Origin of the sequence: Streptomyces sp. TLI_171 (assembly GCF_003610255.1) — a bacterium.
In the GTDB taxonomy this organism is placed as follows: Bacteria; Actinomycetota; Actinomycetes; order Streptomycetales; family Streptomycetaceae; genus Kitasatospora.
On the sequence record NZ_RAPS01000001.1, the window covers coordinates 5,365,548 to 5,381,989 of the forward strand.

The following is a 16,442-nucleotide window of genomic DNA, read 5'->3' on the forward strand; positions in this document are numbered from 1 at the left end:
CGTGCAGGTCGGTCGAGTGCGGTGGCGGCGGTAGGTGACGGCGGGTCACTTCCGCGGGTGCGGTCACTTCCGCGAGATGTAGTCCAGCGCCTGGCGGGCCACGCCCTCCAGGTAGGGCCCGTTGAGCGCGGTGTGCGCCTGGGTGCCGATCGAGGTGTTGCTGACCAGCCGCTGCCGGCCGTCGGGACCGTCGGCGAACCAGCCGCCGCCGGAGGCGCCGGCGGTCATGGTGCAGCCGATGACCAGCATCGCCGGGCGGGTGGTGTCGAAGCTGCGCGAGCCCGGGCGCCCGGAGTCGCAGCGCTCCAGCTCCTGGCCGTCGAACGGGGCGACGGCCGGGTATCCCCAGGCCTGGACGGCGAGTTGCTCGCGCGGGGCGTCGAACCAGACCGGCACCGCGGTGCCGATGACCTCCTCCAGCGAGCGGGTCTCGCCCTCGGGGCCGCGGACCTTGATCACGGCGAAGTCGTACTGGTTGGCGGCGTCCCCGCCCTTGGTGCCCTCGGTGGTCCACAGCGGCGAGGTGACCACCTGGTCGGCCCACCACTGGCCGAGCGGGGCGACCTGGGCGAGCGTGGCCCGCTGGTGGTCGCTGGCCGCGCCGGAGCTGTTGTAGGCCGGAACGAACACCAGGTTCCGGTACCAGTCGCCGCCCTTGCCCTCGTGGACGCAGTGCGCGGCCGTCCACACCAGGTTGCTCCTCCCCGGGTGGCCGGGGTCGGCGACCACGGTGGCCGAGCACTGGCCGGTGCCGCCGCTCGGGGCGGTCATGAAGACCTTCCCGGACGCCGGGTAGCTGGTGTAGGGGCGCGGCACCGCGCTGGCCTGCACCGGCGGCACCCCGCCCGGTTTGGCGGCGGAGGCGGACGGCGCGGCGGAGGCGGCGGGAGTGGACGCGCCGGGCGAGGCGGCGGACGCGGTGGGGGCGGTCGGCGCGGTGTCCGGCCCGTCCGGCAGCGACGCGGGCTGCTGCGGCGGAGCCTGGTCCATCCGGTCGGCGCTCCACAGGCCGGGCACCGCGGGGTTGTGGAAGCCGTGGCGCTTCGCCCAGGCGTCCCAGTCGGCGAACCCCCAGTGCCGCAGGTCTCCCGGGCCGCGCGGACCCCCGCCGCCGGTCGACGTACAGGCGGTCGCGCCGCCCAGCAGTACGGCGGCCGCGGTCAGCGCGGCCACCACCCCCCGTGCTCCGGCCATCGAACCCGATCCCCCCCTGCGCGGACTGTCCCCGGGGACAGTCTTCCATCCGGGTGGATCGGGGCCGCGGCCGGTGCGCTCCTGTTGACGGCAAGTCATCGAACCGTGACGGTGACGGGCCGTCAGGGTGCCGCAGCGTCACACCGTCGGGTGAGCGATCGCTCCAGAACCACCGGATCGAGTGAGCCGATCTTGTGCCCGGCCCCGGCGGATAGGTAACCCTTACCTGAAGGCAATCGCGCGGCTCAAGGAGCGGATTTGGCCACCACCCTCACCGGCGTTCCCCCGGCCGTCCGGCCGGCGGCCGGACACCCCACCCCGGACCCGCTGCTCGATCCGGATCCGGCCGTGGCCGCCGAACACGCCGCCACCGAGAGCCTGTTGCGCTGCTGGGCCCGGGAGACCGCGGCCGGCCGGCCCGAGGGCGACCTGCTGCGCATCCCGGTGCTCGGCGGGGCCGCCCAGCTGTCCGCGCCGGTGCACCACTGGTCGGCGTGCGGCTGGCACCGGTTCGGGCCCGCCACGGTGTCCACCGGCAACGCCGAGCACCCGGTCGACGCGGTCACCGTCGCCGCCCTGGTCGCCGGCGCCACCGGACGCCCCGAACCCGGCCAACTCGCCGACCTGACCGCCCGGGTGGCCGACTCGGTCGGCCGCACCGCGGAGATCCTGGCGCACCGCCGGGCGATCTCCCGGGCACCCGCCGACCCGTTCCTGCGGGCCGAGCAGGCGCTGCTGCTCGGCCACCCGCTGCACCCCACCCCGAAGAGCCGCGACGGCCTCGGCCCGGCCCAGTCCGCCGCGTACTCGCCGGAGTTGCACGGCTCGTTCCGGCTGCACTGGTGGGCGGTGGACCGCACCCTGCTGGCCGGCGACAGCGCCACCGGCACCCCGGTCGAGCGGCTGACCGCCGGGCTGTACGGCGGCGAGCTGCCCGACGCCGCCGCCGCCCTGCCCCTGCACCCCTGGCAGGCGCGGGAGCTGGCGCTGCGTCCGGCGGTCGCCGAGCTGCTGGAGCAGGGCCTGCTGACCGACCTCGGCCAGCACGGCGAGCCCTGGCACCCGACCAGTTCGGTGCGCACCGTCTGCCGCCCCGGCACCCCGTGGATGCTGAAGCTCTCGCTGGGCCTGCGGATCACCAACTCCCGCCGGGAGAACCTGCGCAAGGAACTCCACCGCGGCGCGGAGGTGCACCGGCTGCTGGAGTCCGGGCTGGCCCGCGAGTGGCAGGCCGCGCACCCCGGCTTCGACATCGTCCGCGACCCGGCCTGGATCGGCGTCGACCACCCCGCGCTGGCCGACCCGAACGGCCTGGACACCGTGCTGCGCCGGATGCCGTTCGGCCCAGCCGACCGGGCGCTGTGCGTGGCCGGTCTGGTGGCCGAGCAGCCCATCGGCCGGCTCGACTCGCAACTGGCGGACATCCTCGGCGAGTTGGCCGCCCGTACCGGCCGCCCGGTGCAGACCGTCGCCACCGAGTGGTTCCTGCGCTACCTGGACGCCGTGGTGCTGCCGATCCTCTGGCTGGACGGGCAGGCCGGCATCGCCCTGGAGGCCCACCAGCAGAACAGCCTGGTCCTGCTGGACGCCCAGGGCTGGCCGACCGGCGGGCGCTACCGCGACAACCAGGGCTACTACTTCCGTGACTCGCACGCCGCCCGGCTGCGCACCCGGCTGCCCGAACTCGGCGCGCACAGCGACACCTTCGTGCCCGACGCGGTCGCCGACGAGCGCTTCGCCTACTACCTGGGCATCAACCACGTGCTCGGTCTGATCGGCGCCTTCGGCTCGCAGCGACTCGCCGACGAGAACCTGCTGCTGGCCGCGCTGCGCCGCTTCCTGTCCGGCCCCGCGGCCGCCGCCACCGGATCGAGCCTGCCCGCCCACCTGCTGGAGGCCCGCACGCTGCGCTGCAAGGCCAACCTGCTGACCCGGCTGCACGGCCTGGACGAGCTGGTCGGCCCGGTGGAGACCCAGTCGGTCTACGTGGAGATCGACAACCCGGTGGCCCGGGCGTGATTCCCGAGCTCGGCCCGCTCGCCACCCCGGCCGGTGAACTCGTCCTGCGCACCGTGGAGTTGCCCACGGACCTGGACCTGCTCACCGACTGGATGAACGACCCCGGGACCGACCGCTGGTGGGCCCTCGCGGGCCCGCCGGGGACCACCGCCGCGCACCTGGCGGCGCAGCTCGACGGCGACGGCCGCAGCCGCCCCGTCCTCGCCCTGCTGGACGGCCGGCCCACCGGCTACTTCGAGCTGTACCGCGCCGACCTGGACCCGCTGGCCGCGCACTACCCGGCCCGCCCGTACGACCTCGGCGTGCACCTACTGCTCGGCCCCGCCGCCCGCGGCCGGGGCCTGGCCGCCCCGTTCCTCGACGCGATCGCCGCCCGGCTGCTGCAGCGCGAACCCCGCTGCACCCGGGTGCTCGCCGAACCCGACGTCCGCAACACGCCGTCCGTCCGGGCGTTCGCCCGCGCCGGGTTCAGCCGCGCCGCCGACCTCGACCTGCCCGACAAGCGCGCCGCCCTGATGATCCGCCGGCGCTCGGACACCTAGGACCCCATGACTGCCCACGACGACCCGACGGGCCAGCAACCCGAGCCGTACGACCTGATCGGCGTCGGCATCGGCCCGTTCAACCTCTCGCTGGCCGCGCTCGCCGACCGGGCCGAGGCGATCAGCGCGCTGTTCCTGGACGCCAGACCCGAGTTCCGCTGGCACCCCGGCATGCTCGTCGACGGCGCCCGGATGCAGGTCCCGTTCCTCGCCGACCTGGTCACCCTGGTCGACCCCACCAATCCGTGGTCGTTCCTCAACTACCTGCGCGAGCAGCAGCGGCTGTTCCCGTTCTACTTCGCCGAGCGCTTCCAGCTGCCCCGCCGCGAGTACGACCACTACTGCCGGTGGGCCGCCGAGCGCCTCCCCAACTGCCGCTTCGACAGCCCCGTCACCGCCGTGCACTGGGACGCCGAGGAGCAGCTCTACCTGGTGCACGCCGCCGGCGCGGTGCACCGGGCCCGCCACCTGGTCCTCGGCACCGGCACCGAGCCCGCCCGGCCCGAGGCCTTCGCCCCGCTGCGCGCCCACCCCGCCGTGCTGCACTCCGCCGACTACCTGACGAAGGGGCAGGTGCTCGACGGGGCCCGGGACATCACCGTGGTCGGCTCCGGCCAGTCCGGCGCCGAGGTGTTCCTGGACCTGCTGCGCCGGCGGGCCGGCGACGGCACCCGGCTGCGCTGGCTCACCCGCACCAGGGCGCTCGCCCCGATGGAGTACTCCAAGCTCGGCCTGGAGCAGTTCACCCCGGACTACACCCGTTACTTCCACGGCCTGCCGGCGGAGGTCCGGGACGCGCTGGTCCCCGCCCAGTGGCAGCTGCACAAGGCCGCCAGCGCGGAGACCCTCGCCGAGATCCACGACCACCTGTACGAGCGGACCGTCGGCCGGCCGATCGACGCCGAACCGGTGGAGATCCTCCCCGGCACCGCCGTCGCCGAGGCCGCCCCGGGCCCGTGCGGCGGCCTCGAACTGCACTGCCGGCACGCCGACTCCGGCCGCGGCCACCTGGTCCGCACCGACGCCGTGGTGCTCGCCACCGGCTACCGGGCGGTCCGCCCCGCCGCGCTCGACCCGATCGCCGAGCTGATCGACTGGGACGCCCAGGGGCGCTACCGCGTCGACCTGGACCACCGGGTCGCCACCAAGCCCGAACTCACCGGCGGTCTGTACGTCCAGAACGCCGAGCTGCACACTCACGGAGTCGGCACCCCGGACCTCGGACTCGGCGCGCACCGCGCCGCCGTGATCCTCAACGCCGTCGCGGGCAAGACGCTCCACCCGCTGCCCCACCGCACCGCCTGGACCACGTTCCTCCCACCCTCCGCCCCAGCATGTGCGCCACCTGCAGCCCCGGTGGGGCTCCCGCGACCCCAGGAAGGAACCGAGCGTGCCGCAGCCAGCCGCTGACTCCGCACTCCACCTGCCGCCCCAGCTCACCACCGAGCACTGGCAGGCCGCCGGACGCGCCATGCTCGCCAAACTCCTCGGCGAGTTCGCCTACGAGGAACTGCTCCACCCGCGCCGGGCCGGCGACCAGTACCTGCTGGAACTCCCGGACGCCGTCTACCGGTTCACCGCCCGGCGGGGCGCGTACGGCAGCTGGCGGGTCGACCCGGGGTCGATCGAGGGCGGCGCCGACCCGTTGCGCTTCCTGCAGCAGGCCCGGCACACCCTGGGGCTCAGCGGCGACACCACCGGCCACCTGGTCCGCGAGCTGACCGCCACCCTGATCGCCGACGCGCACCTGCACGCCACCGCGCTGACCGCCGCGGAACTCGCCGACCTCGACCACGTCGCCCTGGAGGGCCGGCAGACCGGCCACCCGTGGATCGTCGCCAACAAGGGCCGGCTCGGCTTCTCCGCCACCGACGCCGCCCGCTGGACCCCGGAGGCCCGGCTGCCCCGCACGCTGCCCTGGCTGGCCGTGCACAAGGACCTGGCGGCCTTCCGCGGCGACCCGGGCATCTACGACACCGAGCTCGACCCCGCGTTCCGGGCCCAACTGGGCGAGCGCGCGCACGAGTTCCACCTGCTGCCGGTGCACCCCTGGCAGTGGGACGAGACCGTGGTCGGCCTGTTCGCGCCGTGGATCGCCGACGGCCGGATCGTCCCGCTGCCCAGCGACGGCGACCTGCGGCTGCCCCAGCAGTCGATCCGCAGCTTCTTCAACCTCAGCCGCCCCGACCGCTGCACCGTGAAGCTGCCGCTGGCGATCCTGAACACCCTGGTCTGGCGCGGCCTGCCCACCGAACGCGCGCTCGCCGCCCCCGCGGTCACCGCCTGGATCCACGGGCTGCGCGACCGGGACCCGTACCTGCGCGACGAGTGCCGGGTGATCCTGCTCGGCGAGATCGCCTCCGTCACCGTCGAGCACCCGCTGTACCGGGACCTGCCCGACGCTCCCTACCAGTACAAGGAACTGCTCGGTGCGATCTGGCGCGAACCCCTCGGCCGGTACCTGGAGCCCGGCGAGCGCGGCCGGACCCTGGCCGCCCTGCTGCAGACCGGCGCCGACGGCCGCGCGCTGGCCGCGGAACTCGTCGAGCGCTCCGGACTGGAGCCGCGCGAGTGGGTCCGGCGGCTGTTCGCCGCGATGCTGCCGCCGCTGCTGCACTTCCTGTACCGCTACGGGCTGGTGTTCTCCCCGCACGGCGAGAACGCCATCGTGGTCTTCGACCAGCACGACGTGCCGGTCCGGCTGGCCGTCAAGGACTTCGTCGACGACGTCAACCTCAGCGACCGGCCGCTGCCCGAACTCGCCGACCTGCCCGCCGAGATCGCCGAGGTGCTCAACCGGGAGGGCCCCGACTACCTCTGCCAGTTCCTGCACTCGGGCCTCTTCATCGGCGTGCTGCGCTACCTCGCGCCGCTCCTGGAGGACCAACTCGACCTGCCCGAGGTCGAGTTCTGGGAGCTGCTGCGGGACCGGATCCTCGACTGCCAGCAGCGCTTCCCCGAACTCGCGGACCGGCACCGGCTGTTCGACCTGTTCACGCCGCGGATCGACCGGCTCTGCCTGAACCGCAACCGGCTGCTGCTCGACGGCTACCGCGACCGGCCCGACCGCCCGCACGCCGCCGTCCACGGCCAGGTCGACAACCCGCTGCACAGCACCGCCCACCTCCCGGTCCAACGGCGCGGAATTGTCACTCCCGCCCCGTAGGCTTGGGGGCGTCATGACGAACGACACCGCACCCCTGCCCGGCGGCCCGGAGACGGCCGAAGCCCCCGCGCCGGTCCCCGCCTCCCGCATCCCGGAGCTGCTGCACGCCGCCGTCGAGTCCGTCGGCGGCGTGGAGCGCCCCGGGCAGGTCCGGATGGCCGAGGCCGTCGCCGCCGCCGTGGACGAGGGCGAACACCTCCTCGTCCAGGCCGGCACCGGCACCGGCAAGTCCCTCGCCTACCTGGTGCCCGCCCTCGCCCACGGCGACCGCGTGGTGGTCGCCACCGCGACCCTCGCCCTGCAGCGCCAGCTGGTCGAACGCGACCTGCCGCGCACCGTCGACGCCCTGCACCCGACGCTGCGCCGCCGCCCGCTGTTCGCCATGCTCAAGGGCCGCTCCAACTACCTGTGCCTGCACCGCGCCAACGAGGGCACCCCGAGCGACGAGGGCGAGGGCCTGTTCGACCCGGTCGACGCCCTCGGCGGCCCCACCGGCAAGCTCGGCCAGGACGTGCTGCGCCTGCGCGAGTGGGCCGGCGAGACCGAGACCGGCGACCGCGACGACCTCACCCCCGGCGTGTCCGACAAGGCCTGGGCCCAGCTCTCGGTCACCTCCAAGGAGTGCCTGGGCGCCTCCCGGTGCGCCTACGGCCAGGAGTGCTTCGCCGAGCAGGCCAGGGAACGCGCCAAGTTGGCCGACGTGGTGGTCACCAACCACGCCATGCTGGCGATCGACGCGATCGAGGGCGCCCCCGTCCTCCCCGAGCACGGCCTGCTGATCATCGACGAGGCCCACGAACTGGTGAACCGGGTGACCGGCGCCGCGACCGCCGAACTCACCGTCGGCGCCGTCAACCGGGCCGTGAAGCGCGCTGCCAAGCTCGCCAACGAGAAGGCCGTCGACGCCCTGCAGGCCGCCGCCGAGAACTTCCACGGCCTGATGGAGACCGCCCAGCCCGGCCAGCTCGACGAACTCCCCGAGTACCTCGGCTACGCCGTCGCCGGCATCCGCGACGCCGCCCGCCAGGTGATCACCTCGCTCGGCGAGACCCGCGACAAGGGCCTCAGCGACGAGGACGCCGTCCGCAAGCAGGCCATGGCCTCCGCCGAGACCCTGCACGAGACCGCGGACCGGCTGCTCTCCGAGTCCGAGTACGACGTGATGTGGGTGGAGCGCTCCGACCGCTTCGGCCTCGGCACCGCCTCGCTGCGGGTCGCCCCGCTGTCGGTCTCCGGGCTGCTCCGGGAGAACCTGTACCGGGAGCGCTCCGTCGTCCTCACCTCCGCCACGCTGAAGCTCGGCGGCGACTTCAACGGCGTGGCCGGCAGCCTCGGCCTGCCCGGCGAGACCCGGCTGCCCGACCACCGCACCCCCGACGGGCCCGCCGCCGAGATCGGCGAGGACGCCCCGCCGTACTGGCGCGGCCTCGACGTCGGCTCCCCGTTCACCTACCCCAAGCAGGGCATCCTCTACGTCGCCAAGCACCTGCCGCCGCCCGGCCGGGAGCCCGACCGGCCCGAGATGCTCGACGAACTCGCCGACCTGATCGGCGCGGCCGGCGGCCGCACCCTCGGCCTGTTCTCCTCGATGCGCGCCGCCCAGACCGCGGCGGAGACCCTGCGGGAGCGGCTCGACGTCCCGATCCTGCTGCAGGGCGAGGACACCCTCGGCGAGCTGATCCGGGACTTCGCCTCCGACGCGAGGACCTGCCTGTTCGGCACCCTCTCGCTCTGGCAGGGCGTCGACGTCCCCGGCTCCGCCTGCCAACTCGTCGTCATGGACCGGATCCCGTTCCCGCGCCCCGACGACCCGCTGATGAGCGCCCGTCAGAAGGACGTCGAGGCGCACGGCGGCAACGGCTTCATGGCGGTCGCCGCCACCCACGCCGCACTGCTGATGGCCCAGGGCGCCGGCCGCCTGGTCCGCGCCGCCGACGACAAGGGCGTGGTCGCGGTCCTCGACCCCCGCCTCGCCACCGCCCGCTACGGCGGCTTCTTCCGCTCCTCCATGCCCGACTTCTGGTACACCACCGACCGCAACCAGGTCCGCCGCTCGCTGGCCGCCATCGACGCCGCCGCACCCCCCGTCAGGCCCCGATAGGGGCGCGGGCACCTGCGCGGGCAACGGCCCGCGAAAGCAGAGATCGGCCCGAGGAGAGAACCCTCTCCTCGGGCCGATCCGGAGCCGGGCGCTGCTCAGAGGCGGCGGAGGACCGCCACCACCTTGCCCAGGATCGTCGCGTTGTCACCCGGGATCGGCTCGTACGCCGCGTTGTGCGGCATCAGCCAGATCTTGCCGTCCTCGCGCTTGAGGCGCTTCACCGTGGCCTCGCCGTCGATCATCGCCGCGACGATGTCGCCGTTCTCCGCGACCGGCTGGCGGCGCACCGTCACCCAGTCGCCGTCGCAGATCGCGGCCTCGATCATCGAGTCGCCCTTGACGGTGAGCGCGAACAGCTCGCCCTCGCCGACCAGCTGACGGGGCAGCGGGAACACGTCCTCCACCGTCTGCTCGGCCAGGATCGGGCCGCCGGCCGCGATCCGGCCGACCAGCGGGACGTAGGAGGTGGAGGGCCGGCCGGAGGTCTCCGCCGCGGCGGGACGGGCGACCTCGACGCCGCGGACCTCGTACGCCCGGGGGCGGTGCGGGTCGCGGCGGAGGAAGCCCTTGCGCTCCAGGGCCATCAGCTGGTGCGCGACCGAGGAGGTCGAGGACAGGCCGACGGCCTGGCCGATCTCGCGCATGGACGGCGGGTAGCCGCGGCGCTGCACGGAATCCCGGATGACCTCGATGACACGGCGCTGGCGTTCCGTCAGGCCGGCCTCGTCGGTGCGGATGCCGGGCGGGCGGCCGGGGAGGGAGCGGACGACGGGGGTGGGCACACCGAGCGGGGTTTCCTCGATCGGCTGACTACGGCTCATGGTCTGATCCATGCTCTCCTGGTCAGTGGTGCGCGCGGAACGCTCCTGCACCGGGATGGCGGTCTTGGCTTCGACGGTGTGCATGACGCTGGTGGCGCTGGGGGTGGACATCGCGACGACCCTCTCGACTGGTGCTCCATCTGCCCAGCTCAACTGGTGCCTCTATCGAAAGGTTGCGCCAAACACACGTTCGAGTGAACTTATTCGAGGTTGGCTGACTTGATCAAGCCTCCGGGTGTAAGTCGATTGCATGTTCGACTCGAACAGTCTATGGGCTCCCGGAGCGCGCTGTCCCCGAAAGTCACTCGTTCGCCCGGCGTGGCGAGGTGTCATACACAAGATCTAGTGGCTAGTGTCCTCGCTCGGGCACAGGTCTTGTGTTCAGGTAGAGTGTTGCGAGTTGTTCGCCGTCGGGTCGCAGGGAGGGAGTTCCAGGTGCACTGCCCCTTCTGCCGGCATCCGGACAGCCGAGTCGTGGACAGTCGGGCCAGCGACGACGGAAGCTCGATCCGCCGCCGCCGCCAGTGCCCGGACTGCGGTCGACGGTTCACCACCGTCGAGACCGCCACCCTGATGGTGATCAAGCGCAGCGGCGTCACCGAGCCCTTCTCCCGCGAGAAGGTGATCTCCGGCGTCCGCAAGGCCTGCCAGGGCCGCCCGGTCACCGAGGACGCGCTGGCCCAGCTGGGGCAGCGGGTCGAGGAGTGCGTGCGGGCCAGCGGCAGCGCGGAACTCTCGACGCACGACGTCGGACTGGCCATACTCGGCCCACTGAAGGAGCTGGACGTGGTCGCGTACCTGCGGTTCGCGTCGGTCTACCGCGCCTTCGACAACCTCGAGGATTTCGAGACCGCGATCGCGGAGCTGCGCTCCGACCGTCCCGCGGTCCCCGAACCGGTGCCCGTGCCCTAGCGGCGCCCGCACCGTTCACCCCCCTTTTCACTTTCCTTACGTCACCGCAGTACCCGTGTGCCGTGGCCGGGTTCAGCCCTGCCCGCGCACTGCTGAACGAACCAGTCGTGCCCGGACTTTTCCGGGCACTTCGGGCGTTTGCCCAGGAGGAGGAGCAAGGCATGACAGACACCACGAGCGGTTCCGCGCGCGGGTCGAAGTCGGAGAAGGCCGCCAAGGGCGCCAAGGGCCCCAAGGCGGGGCTGCGCCTGGAGCGCATCTACACCACCCCTGGGGTCCACCCGTACGACGCGGTCACCTGGGAGCGCCGCGACGTCGTGATGACCAACTGGCGCGACGGGTCGATCAACTTCGAGCAGCGCGGCGTGGAGTTCCCCGACTTCTGGTCGGTCAACGCGGTCAACATCGTCACCAGCAAGTACTTCCGCGGCGCGGTCGGCAGCCCGCAGCGCGAGTGGAGCCTGAAGCAGATCATCGACCGGGTGGTGCTGACCTACCGCGCCGCCGGTGAGAAGCACGGCTACTTCGCCACCCCCGACGACGCCGAGATCTTCGAGCACGAGCTGACCCACGCCCTCCTCCACCAGGTGTTCAGCTTCAACTCGCCGGTCTGGTTCAACGTCGGCACCCAGCAGCCCCAGCAGGTGTCCGCCTGCTTCATCCTCGCCGTCGACGACTCGATGGACTCGATCCTCGACTGGTACAAGGAAGAGGGCATGATCTTCAAGGGCGGTTCGGGCGCGGGCCTGAACCTGTCCCGGATCCGTTCCTCCAAGGAACTGCTCTCCTCCGGCGGCAACGCCTCCGGCCCGGTCTCCTTCATGCGCGGCGCCGACGCCTCGGCCGGCACCATCAAGTCCGGCGGCGCGACCCGCCGGGCCGCCAAGATGGTCGTGCTGGACGTCGACCACCCGGACGTCGAGGCCTTCATCGAGACCAAGGTGAAGGAGGAGGAGAAGATCCGCGCGCTGCGCGACGCCGGGTTCGACATGGACCTGGGCGGCGACGACATCACCTCCGTCCAGTACCAGAACGCCAACAACTCGGTCCGCGTCAACGACGAGTTCATGACCGCGGTGGAGAACGGCGCCGGCTTCGGCCTGCGCGCCCGGATGACCGGCGAGGTCATCGAGACCGTCGACGCCAAGGGCCTGTTCCGCAAGATGGCCGAGGCCGCGTGGGCCTGCGCCGACCCGGGCATCCAGTACGACTCGGTGATCAACCACTGGCACACCTGCCCCGAGTCGGGCCGGATCAACGCCTCCAACCCGTGCTCCGAGTACATGCACCTGGACAACTCCAGCTGCAACCTCGCCTCGCTGAACCTGATGAAGTTCCTGCGCGACGACGACTCGTTCGACGCGCAGACCTTCGCCAAGGTCGTCGAGCTGGTCATCACCGCGATGGACATCTCCATCTGCTTCGCCGACTTCCCGACCGAGAAGATCGGCGAGACCACCCGCGCCTACCGCCAGCTCGGCATCGGCTACGCCAACCTCGGCGCCCTGCTGATGGCCACCGGCCACGCCTACGACTCGCAGGGCGGCCGCGCGCTGGCCGGCGCGATCAGCTCGCTGATGACCGGCACCGCCTACCGCCGCTCCGCCGAACTCGCCGCCGTGGTCGGCCCGTACGACGGCTACGCCCGCAACGCCGCCCCGCACCAGCGGGTCATGAAGCAGCACGCGGACGCCTCCGCCGCGGTCGCCCCGCTGGACGACCTGGACTCCCCGGTGTGGGCCGTCGCCAACTCCACCTGGTCCGACGTCGTCCGCCTCGGCGCGCAGAACGGTTTCCGCAACGCGCAGGCCTCGGTGCTCGCCCCGACCGGCACCATCGGCCTGATGATGGACTGCGACACCACCGGCGTCGAACCCGACCTGGCCCTGGTCAAGTTCAAGAAGCTGGTCGGCGGCGGCTCGATGCAGATCGTCAACGGCACCGTGCCGCGCGCCCTGAAGCGCCTCGGCTACCAGGACGAGCAGATCGAGGCGATCGTCGCGCACATCTCGGAGCACGGGAACGTGGTCGACGCGCCCGGCCTGAAGACCGCCCACTACGAGGTGTTCGACTGCGCCATGGGCGAGCGGTCGATCTCCCCGATGGGCCACGTGCGGATGATGGCCGCGATCCAGCCGTGGATCTCCGGCGCGATCTCCAAGACCGTCAACATGCCGGAGAACGCCACCGTCGAGGACGTCGAGGAGATCTACTTCCAGGCCTGGAAGCTCGGCGTCAAGGCGCTCGCGATCTACCGCGACAACTGCAAGGTCGGCCAGCCGCTCTCGGCCAAGACCAAGGCCCCGGCGGCGGTCGCGGCCCCCGCGGAGACCGCCGCGGCGCCCGCCGTCCAGAAGGTCGTCGAGTACCGCCCGACCCGCAAGCGCCTGCCCAAGGGCCGCCCCGGCATCACCACCTCCTTCACGGTGGGCGGCGCCGAGGGCTACATGACCGCCAACTCCTACCCGGACGACGGCCTCGGCGAGGTCTTCCTGAAGATGTCCAAGCAGGGCTCGACCCTGGCGGGCATGATGGACGCCTTCTCCATCGCCGTCTCGGTCGGCCTGCAGTACGGCGTCCCGCTGGAGACCTACGTCGCCAAGTTCACCAACATGCGCTTCGAGCCGGCCGGCCTGACCGACGACCCGGACGTGCGGATGGCGCAGTCCATCGTGGACTACATCTTCCGCCGCCTGGCGCTGGACTTCCTGCCCTTCGAGACCCGCTCCGCGCTGGGCATCCACTCCGTGGAGGAGCGCACCCGGCACCTGGAGACCGGCTCCTACGAGCCGATCGAGGAGGACCTCGACGTCGAGGGGCTCGCCCAGTCCGCCCCGCTCGCCCCCGAGAAGCCGCACGTCGCCCTCCCGGTCGTCGAGCAGCCCAAGCCGGCCCCGGCCGCGCACAACTCGACCGAACTCGCCGAGATCCGCCTCGGCCTGAACGCCGACGCCCCGCTCTGCTTCTCCTGCGGCACCAAGATGCGCCGCGCCGGAAGCTGCTACCTCTGCGAGGGCTGCGGCTCCACCAGCGGCTGCAGCTGACACGCCGTCACCCCGCGGGGCGCCGACCGGAATTCCGGTCGGCGCCCCGCGCGCGTTCCGGCACAACCCGCCGACGCTCCGCTTTGACGCCGAGCAGTGCGCGGCGGAGCTCGACCGTGCCGGCAGCGGCGTCGAGGACTGGCCCGCGCGCGGCGTCGGCCGCCTGCTGAAGGCCGAACTCGTCCGCCGCCCGGAGCTGCTGGCCACTTGGGAGAGCGAGCTGGACGCCGTGTGGAGTCGGCCGCAGCAGCCCGGACCGGATCGAGCTGTGGTTCTGGCACCCGGCCGCGCCCGAGCTCCGCGGTGCCGAGCCGTTCCTGCAGTTCACCGTCGAACTGCCCGTTCCCGCCGGTGAGCCGCGGGCTGCGGCGGCCGGGCGGACTGCGCGGAGGCGCTCGGCCACCGGTGGCCGGAAGACATGTGAGGCGCTCCCCGGCCGGGCCGCGGGCCGGTAGCCTCCGGGGATGTCGCTGACTCAGGTGCTGCTGTCCTCCGGCCGCTCGATCCGTCTCGACGAGGTGAAGATGTCCAGCACGTACGGGGGCATGCTGGAGGGCTACCCGTGCCCTCGGGTCAACGACTGGAACGTCGAGTACCTGCGGGGCGCCGCCGCGCGGCAGTACCCGTCGCTGCCGGTGCACCTGGTGGAGCCGGTGCGGGAGCAGCCCGAGGACGGGTACCAGGGGCGGCTGGGCCCGGAGGAGCGGCTGCCCGCGGTGCGCTGTGTCGGCCTGTTCAGCAGCCGCCCGGCTCGGCGGGCGGACGCCGACTTCTCGCAGCTGGTGGTGGTCTGGTGGCAGCCCGGCCCGGAGCTGTCCGCGCCGGCCGAGGCGGTGCCGGGGCTGGCCGAGCTGCCCTGGGAGGAGCTCGCGGAGGACTGCGAGTACTGATCCGTTCCCCCGGGTGCGTGGGCCGGGCTGCCGGTGGCGGGGGCGGCAGGCAGGCTGGGGGTGTGGCGGAGCACTGGGACGACGCGATGCGGCCGATACTCGTGACCGGCGGGACGGGGACGCTGGGGCGGGTGGTGGTGCGCCGGCTGCTGTCGCGGGGGTGTCCGGTTCGGGTGCTGAGCCGGCAGGCGCACACGCCGGGGGAGCACGGCTGGGCGGTCGGGGACCTGGTGACCGGCCGCGGGGTGGAGCCGGCGGTGGCGGGGACGGGGGCGGTGGTGCACTGCGCGACCACCAACGGCAAGCGGGACGTGGACGCCACCCGCCGGCTGGTGGAGGCGGCGCAGGGGGCGGGGGTGGCGCACCTGCTGTACGTGTCGATCGTCGGGGTGGACCGGGTGCCGCTCGACTACTACCGGGCGAAGGCGGAGTGCGAGCGGCTGGTGGTGGAGTCCGGCCTGGGCTGGACGGTGCTGCGGGCGACCCAGTTCCACGACCTGCTGCTGCGGATGCTGGACGGCCTGTCGAAGCCCCCGGTGCTGGTGGTGCCGCGCGGCGTGGCGTTCCAGCCGGTGGACGTCCGCGACGTCGCGGAGCGCCTGGCGCAGCTCGCGGAGGGCCGCCCCGCCGGGCGGGTGGCGGACTTCGGCGGGCCGCAGGCCCGCCCGGTGGAGGCGCTGGCGGCGGCGTTCCTGCGGGCCCGCGGGCGGCGGCGGCCGGTGCTGCGGCTGCCGTTGCCGGGTGCGGCGGTGAAGGCGCTGCGGGCGGGCGGCAACCTGGCGCCCGGGCAGGCGGCGGGCCGGATCACCTTCGAGGAGTTCCTGGCGGAGCGGTTCGGGGCCTGAACGGACAGCGGCTCGTGTCAACCATGGTTGACACCTCCCGAGGTGTCAACCTATGTTGACACCATGAGCGAGACGAGACAGCTCGCGGCAGACGCGAGCAGCGGCGACCCGGCGACCGGCCTGCGCGCCGTCCGGGCCCTGCGCGACCTGGCCGACCGGCTGGAGGAACTCCAGGTCGGCAACGCCCGCGGCAAGGGCTGGTCCTGGCACGAGATCGCGGTCTGCCTGGGCGTGACCCGGCAGGCCGTCCACAAGAAGTACGCGCGGCGCACCGCCGAGCGGGGAGGGGACTGAGATGTTCGAACGATTCGCGGGGGCCGCCCGCCGGACGGTGGAGCTGGCCGCGGAGGAGGCGGACCGGCTGCGGCACGAGCGGGTGGGCACCGAGCACCTGCTGCTCGGACTGCTGGCCCAGCCGCAGGACCCGGTCGCCCGGCTGCTCGGCCGGCACGGGCTGGACCTGGCGGCCGGCCGGCAGGCCGTCGCCCAGGCGGTCGGCGGCCCCGACCCGGAGCGGGACGGCATCGCGTTGGCCGCGATCGGCATCGACCTGGACGCGGTGCGCGAGGCCGTCGAGTCCGCCTTCGGCCCGGGCGCGCTGGACGCCCCGGCGCCGGTCAAGCGGTCCCGGTGGAGCGGGCCGCGGTTCGGCGAGGGGGCCCGGCAGGTCCTGGTGCTGGCGCTGCGCGCGGCGGGCGGGCAGCGGGTGCGGCGGATCGAGACCGGCCACCTGCTGCTCGGGCTGGTCCGGGAGGGCGGCGGCCTGGGCGCGCGGCTGCTGCGGGTGCGCGGAGTCGACCTGGCCGAACTGGAGCGGGAGACCGAGGCGCTGCTGGTGGGGGGCGTGCCGGAGGCGTCGTAACACGGTGGGGTCACAACTGGGGCGCTGGCCGATGAAGGTCGAACGC

Annotated in this window: 13 protein-coding genes; 11 read left to right on the forward strand and 2 right to left on the reverse strand. The window is 73.3% G+C overall.

Annotated elements, in window-relative coordinates; all coding sequences use genetic code 11:
• Nucleotides 1-63: 63 nt before the first annotated feature.
• The gene (locus BX266_RS38840; protein ID WP_180290591.1) at nucleotides 64-1,194 is read right to left on the reverse strand and encodes a serine protease; all 1,131 of its coding nucleotides are present in this window, start codon (nucleotides 1,192-1,194) and stop codon (nucleotides 64-66) included.
• Between the two features lie 258 nt (nucleotides 1,195-1,452).
• Between BX266_RS38840 and BX266_RS24310 the strand changes: the two genes are divergently transcribed.
• Genes BX266_RS24310 through BX266_RS24330 form a run of 5 tightly spaced genes read left to right on the forward strand, consistent with a single transcriptional unit; the run spans nucleotide 1,453 to nucleotide 9,022 of the window.
• A complete protein-coding gene (locus tag BX266_RS24310) occupies nucleotides 1,453-3,213 on the forward strand; it encodes an IucA/IucC family siderophore biosynthesis protein (protein WP_099903081.1) in 1,761 nt (586 codons plus the stop codon).
• The gene (locus tag BX266_RS24315) at nucleotides 3,210-3,755 is read left to right on the forward strand and encodes a GNAT family N-acetyltransferase (RefSeq protein WP_099903083.1); all 546 of its coding nucleotides are present in this window, start codon (nucleotides 3,210-3,212) and stop codon (nucleotides 3,753-3,755) included. Before BX266_RS24310 ends, BX266_RS24315 begins: the two co-directional genes overlap by 4 nt.
• Nucleotides 3,756-3,761: 6 nt before the next feature.
• The gene (locus tag BX266_RS24320; RefSeq protein ID WP_099903085.1) at nucleotides 3,762-5,165 is read left to right on the forward strand and encodes a lysine N(6)-hydroxylase/L-ornithine N(5)-oxygenase family protein; all 1,404 of its coding nucleotides are present in this window, start codon (nucleotides 3,762-3,764) and stop codon (nucleotides 5,163-5,165) included.
• Entirely contained in the window at nucleotides 5,146-6,921 is a 1,776-nt protein-coding gene (locus tag BX266_RS24325) for an IucA/IucC family siderophore biosynthesis protein (RefSeq protein ID WP_399170351.1), read from the forward strand. The genes BX266_RS24320 and BX266_RS24325 overlap by 20 nt, the downstream gene beginning before the upstream one ends.
• A 13-nt stretch (nucleotides 6,922-6,934) precedes the next feature.
• A complete protein-coding gene (locus BX266_RS24330) occupies nucleotides 6,935-9,022 on the forward strand; it encodes an ATP-dependent DNA helicase (RefSeq protein ID WP_259464830.1) in 2,088 nt (695 codons plus the stop codon).
• Between the two features lie 95 nt (nucleotides 9,023-9,117).
• Here the strand turns inward: BX266_RS24330 and lexA are convergent, their stop codons facing one another.
• Nucleotides 9,118-9,843: a transcriptional repressor LexA gene (gene lexA, locus BX266_RS24335; RefSeq protein WP_099908251.1), complete on the reverse strand. Its 726-nt coding sequence runs from the start codon at nucleotides 9,841-9,843 to the stop codon at nucleotides 9,118-9,120.
• Nucleotides 9,844-10,278: 435 nt separating this feature from the next.
• Between lexA and nrdR the strand changes: the two genes are divergently transcribed.
• The 6 genes from nrdR to BX266_RS24365 all read left to right on the forward strand — a co-directional run bounded on the left by nrdR (nucleotide 10,279) and on the right by BX266_RS24365 (nucleotide 16,396).
• On the forward strand, nucleotides 10,279-10,755 hold the full coding sequence (nrdR, locus tag BX266_RS24340; RefSeq protein WP_099903087.1) for a transcriptional regulator NrdR: 477 nt from the start codon (nucleotides 10,279-10,281) through the stop codon (nucleotides 10,753-10,755).
• A gap of 161 nt (nucleotides 10,756-10,916) precedes the next feature.
• A complete protein-coding gene (locus tag BX266_RS24345; RefSeq protein WP_099903089.1) occupies nucleotides 10,917-13,799 on the forward strand; it encodes a vitamin B12-dependent ribonucleotide reductase in 2,883 nt (960 codons plus the stop codon).
• 464 nt (nucleotides 13,800-14,263) lie between these two features.
• Nucleotides 14,264-14,689 carry a hypothetical protein gene (locus BX266_RS24350; protein ID WP_099903091.1) on the forward strand — a complete coding sequence of 142 codons (426 nt, stop codon included), beginning with the start codon at nucleotides 14,264-14,266 and terminating at the stop codon, nucleotides 14,687-14,689.
• Between the two features lie 86 nt (nucleotides 14,690-14,775).
• Complete coding sequence (locus tag BX266_RS24355; protein WP_099908257.1) at nucleotides 14,776-15,534, forward strand: SDR family oxidoreductase; 759 nt, start codon at nucleotides 14,776-14,778, stop codon at nucleotides 15,532-15,534.
• 63 nt (nucleotides 15,535-15,597) lie between these two features.
• Nucleotides 15,598-15,828, forward strand: coding sequence for an RNA polymerase subunit sigma-70 (locus BX266_RS24360; RefSeq protein ID WP_099903093.1), 231 nt, complete (start codon nucleotides 15,598-15,600; stop codon nucleotides 15,826-15,828).
• Nucleotide 15,829: 1 nt separating this feature from the next.
• Complete coding sequence (locus BX266_RS24365; RefSeq protein WP_099903095.1) at nucleotides 15,830-16,396, forward strand: Clp protease N-terminal domain-containing protein; 567 nt, start codon at nucleotides 15,830-15,832, stop codon at nucleotides 16,394-16,396.
• Nucleotides 16,397-16,442 lie beyond the last annotated feature (46 nt).

Coding starts and splice junctions, on each gene's coding strand:
- BX266_RS24365 (WP_099903095.1), top strand. CDS start 15,830: ATGTTCGAACGATTCGCGGGGGCCGCCCGCCGGACGGTGGAGCTGGCC.
- lexA (WP_099908251.1), bottom strand. CDS start 9,843: ATGAGCCGTAGTCAGCCGATCGAGGAAACCCCGCTCGGTGTGCCCACC.
- BX266_RS24320 (WP_099903085.1), top strand. CDS start 3,762: ATGACTGCCCACGACGACCCGACGGGCCAGCAACCCGAGCCGTACGAC.
- BX266_RS24350 (WP_099903091.1), top strand. CDS start 14,264: ATGTCGCTGACTCAGGTGCTGCTGTCCTCCGGCCGCTCGATCCGTCTC.
- BX266_RS24330 (WP_259464830.1), top strand. CDS start 6,935: ATGACGAACGACACCGCACCCCTGCCCGGCGGCCCGGAGACGGCCGAA.
- BX266_RS24345 (WP_099903089.1), top strand. CDS start 10,917: ATGACAGACACCACGAGCGGTTCCGCGCGCGGGTCGAAGTCGGAGAAG.
- BX266_RS38840 (WP_180290591.1), bottom strand. CDS start 1,194: ATGGCCGGAGCACGGGGGGTGGTGGCCGCGCTGACCGCGGCCGCCGTA.
- BX266_RS24360 (WP_099903093.1), top strand. CDS start 15,598: ATGAGCGAGACGAGACAGCTCGCGGCAGACGCGAGCAGCGGCGACCCG.
- BX266_RS24355 (WP_099908257.1), top strand. CDS start 14,776: ATGCGGCCGATACTCGTGACCGGCGGGACGGGGACGCTGGGGCGGGTG.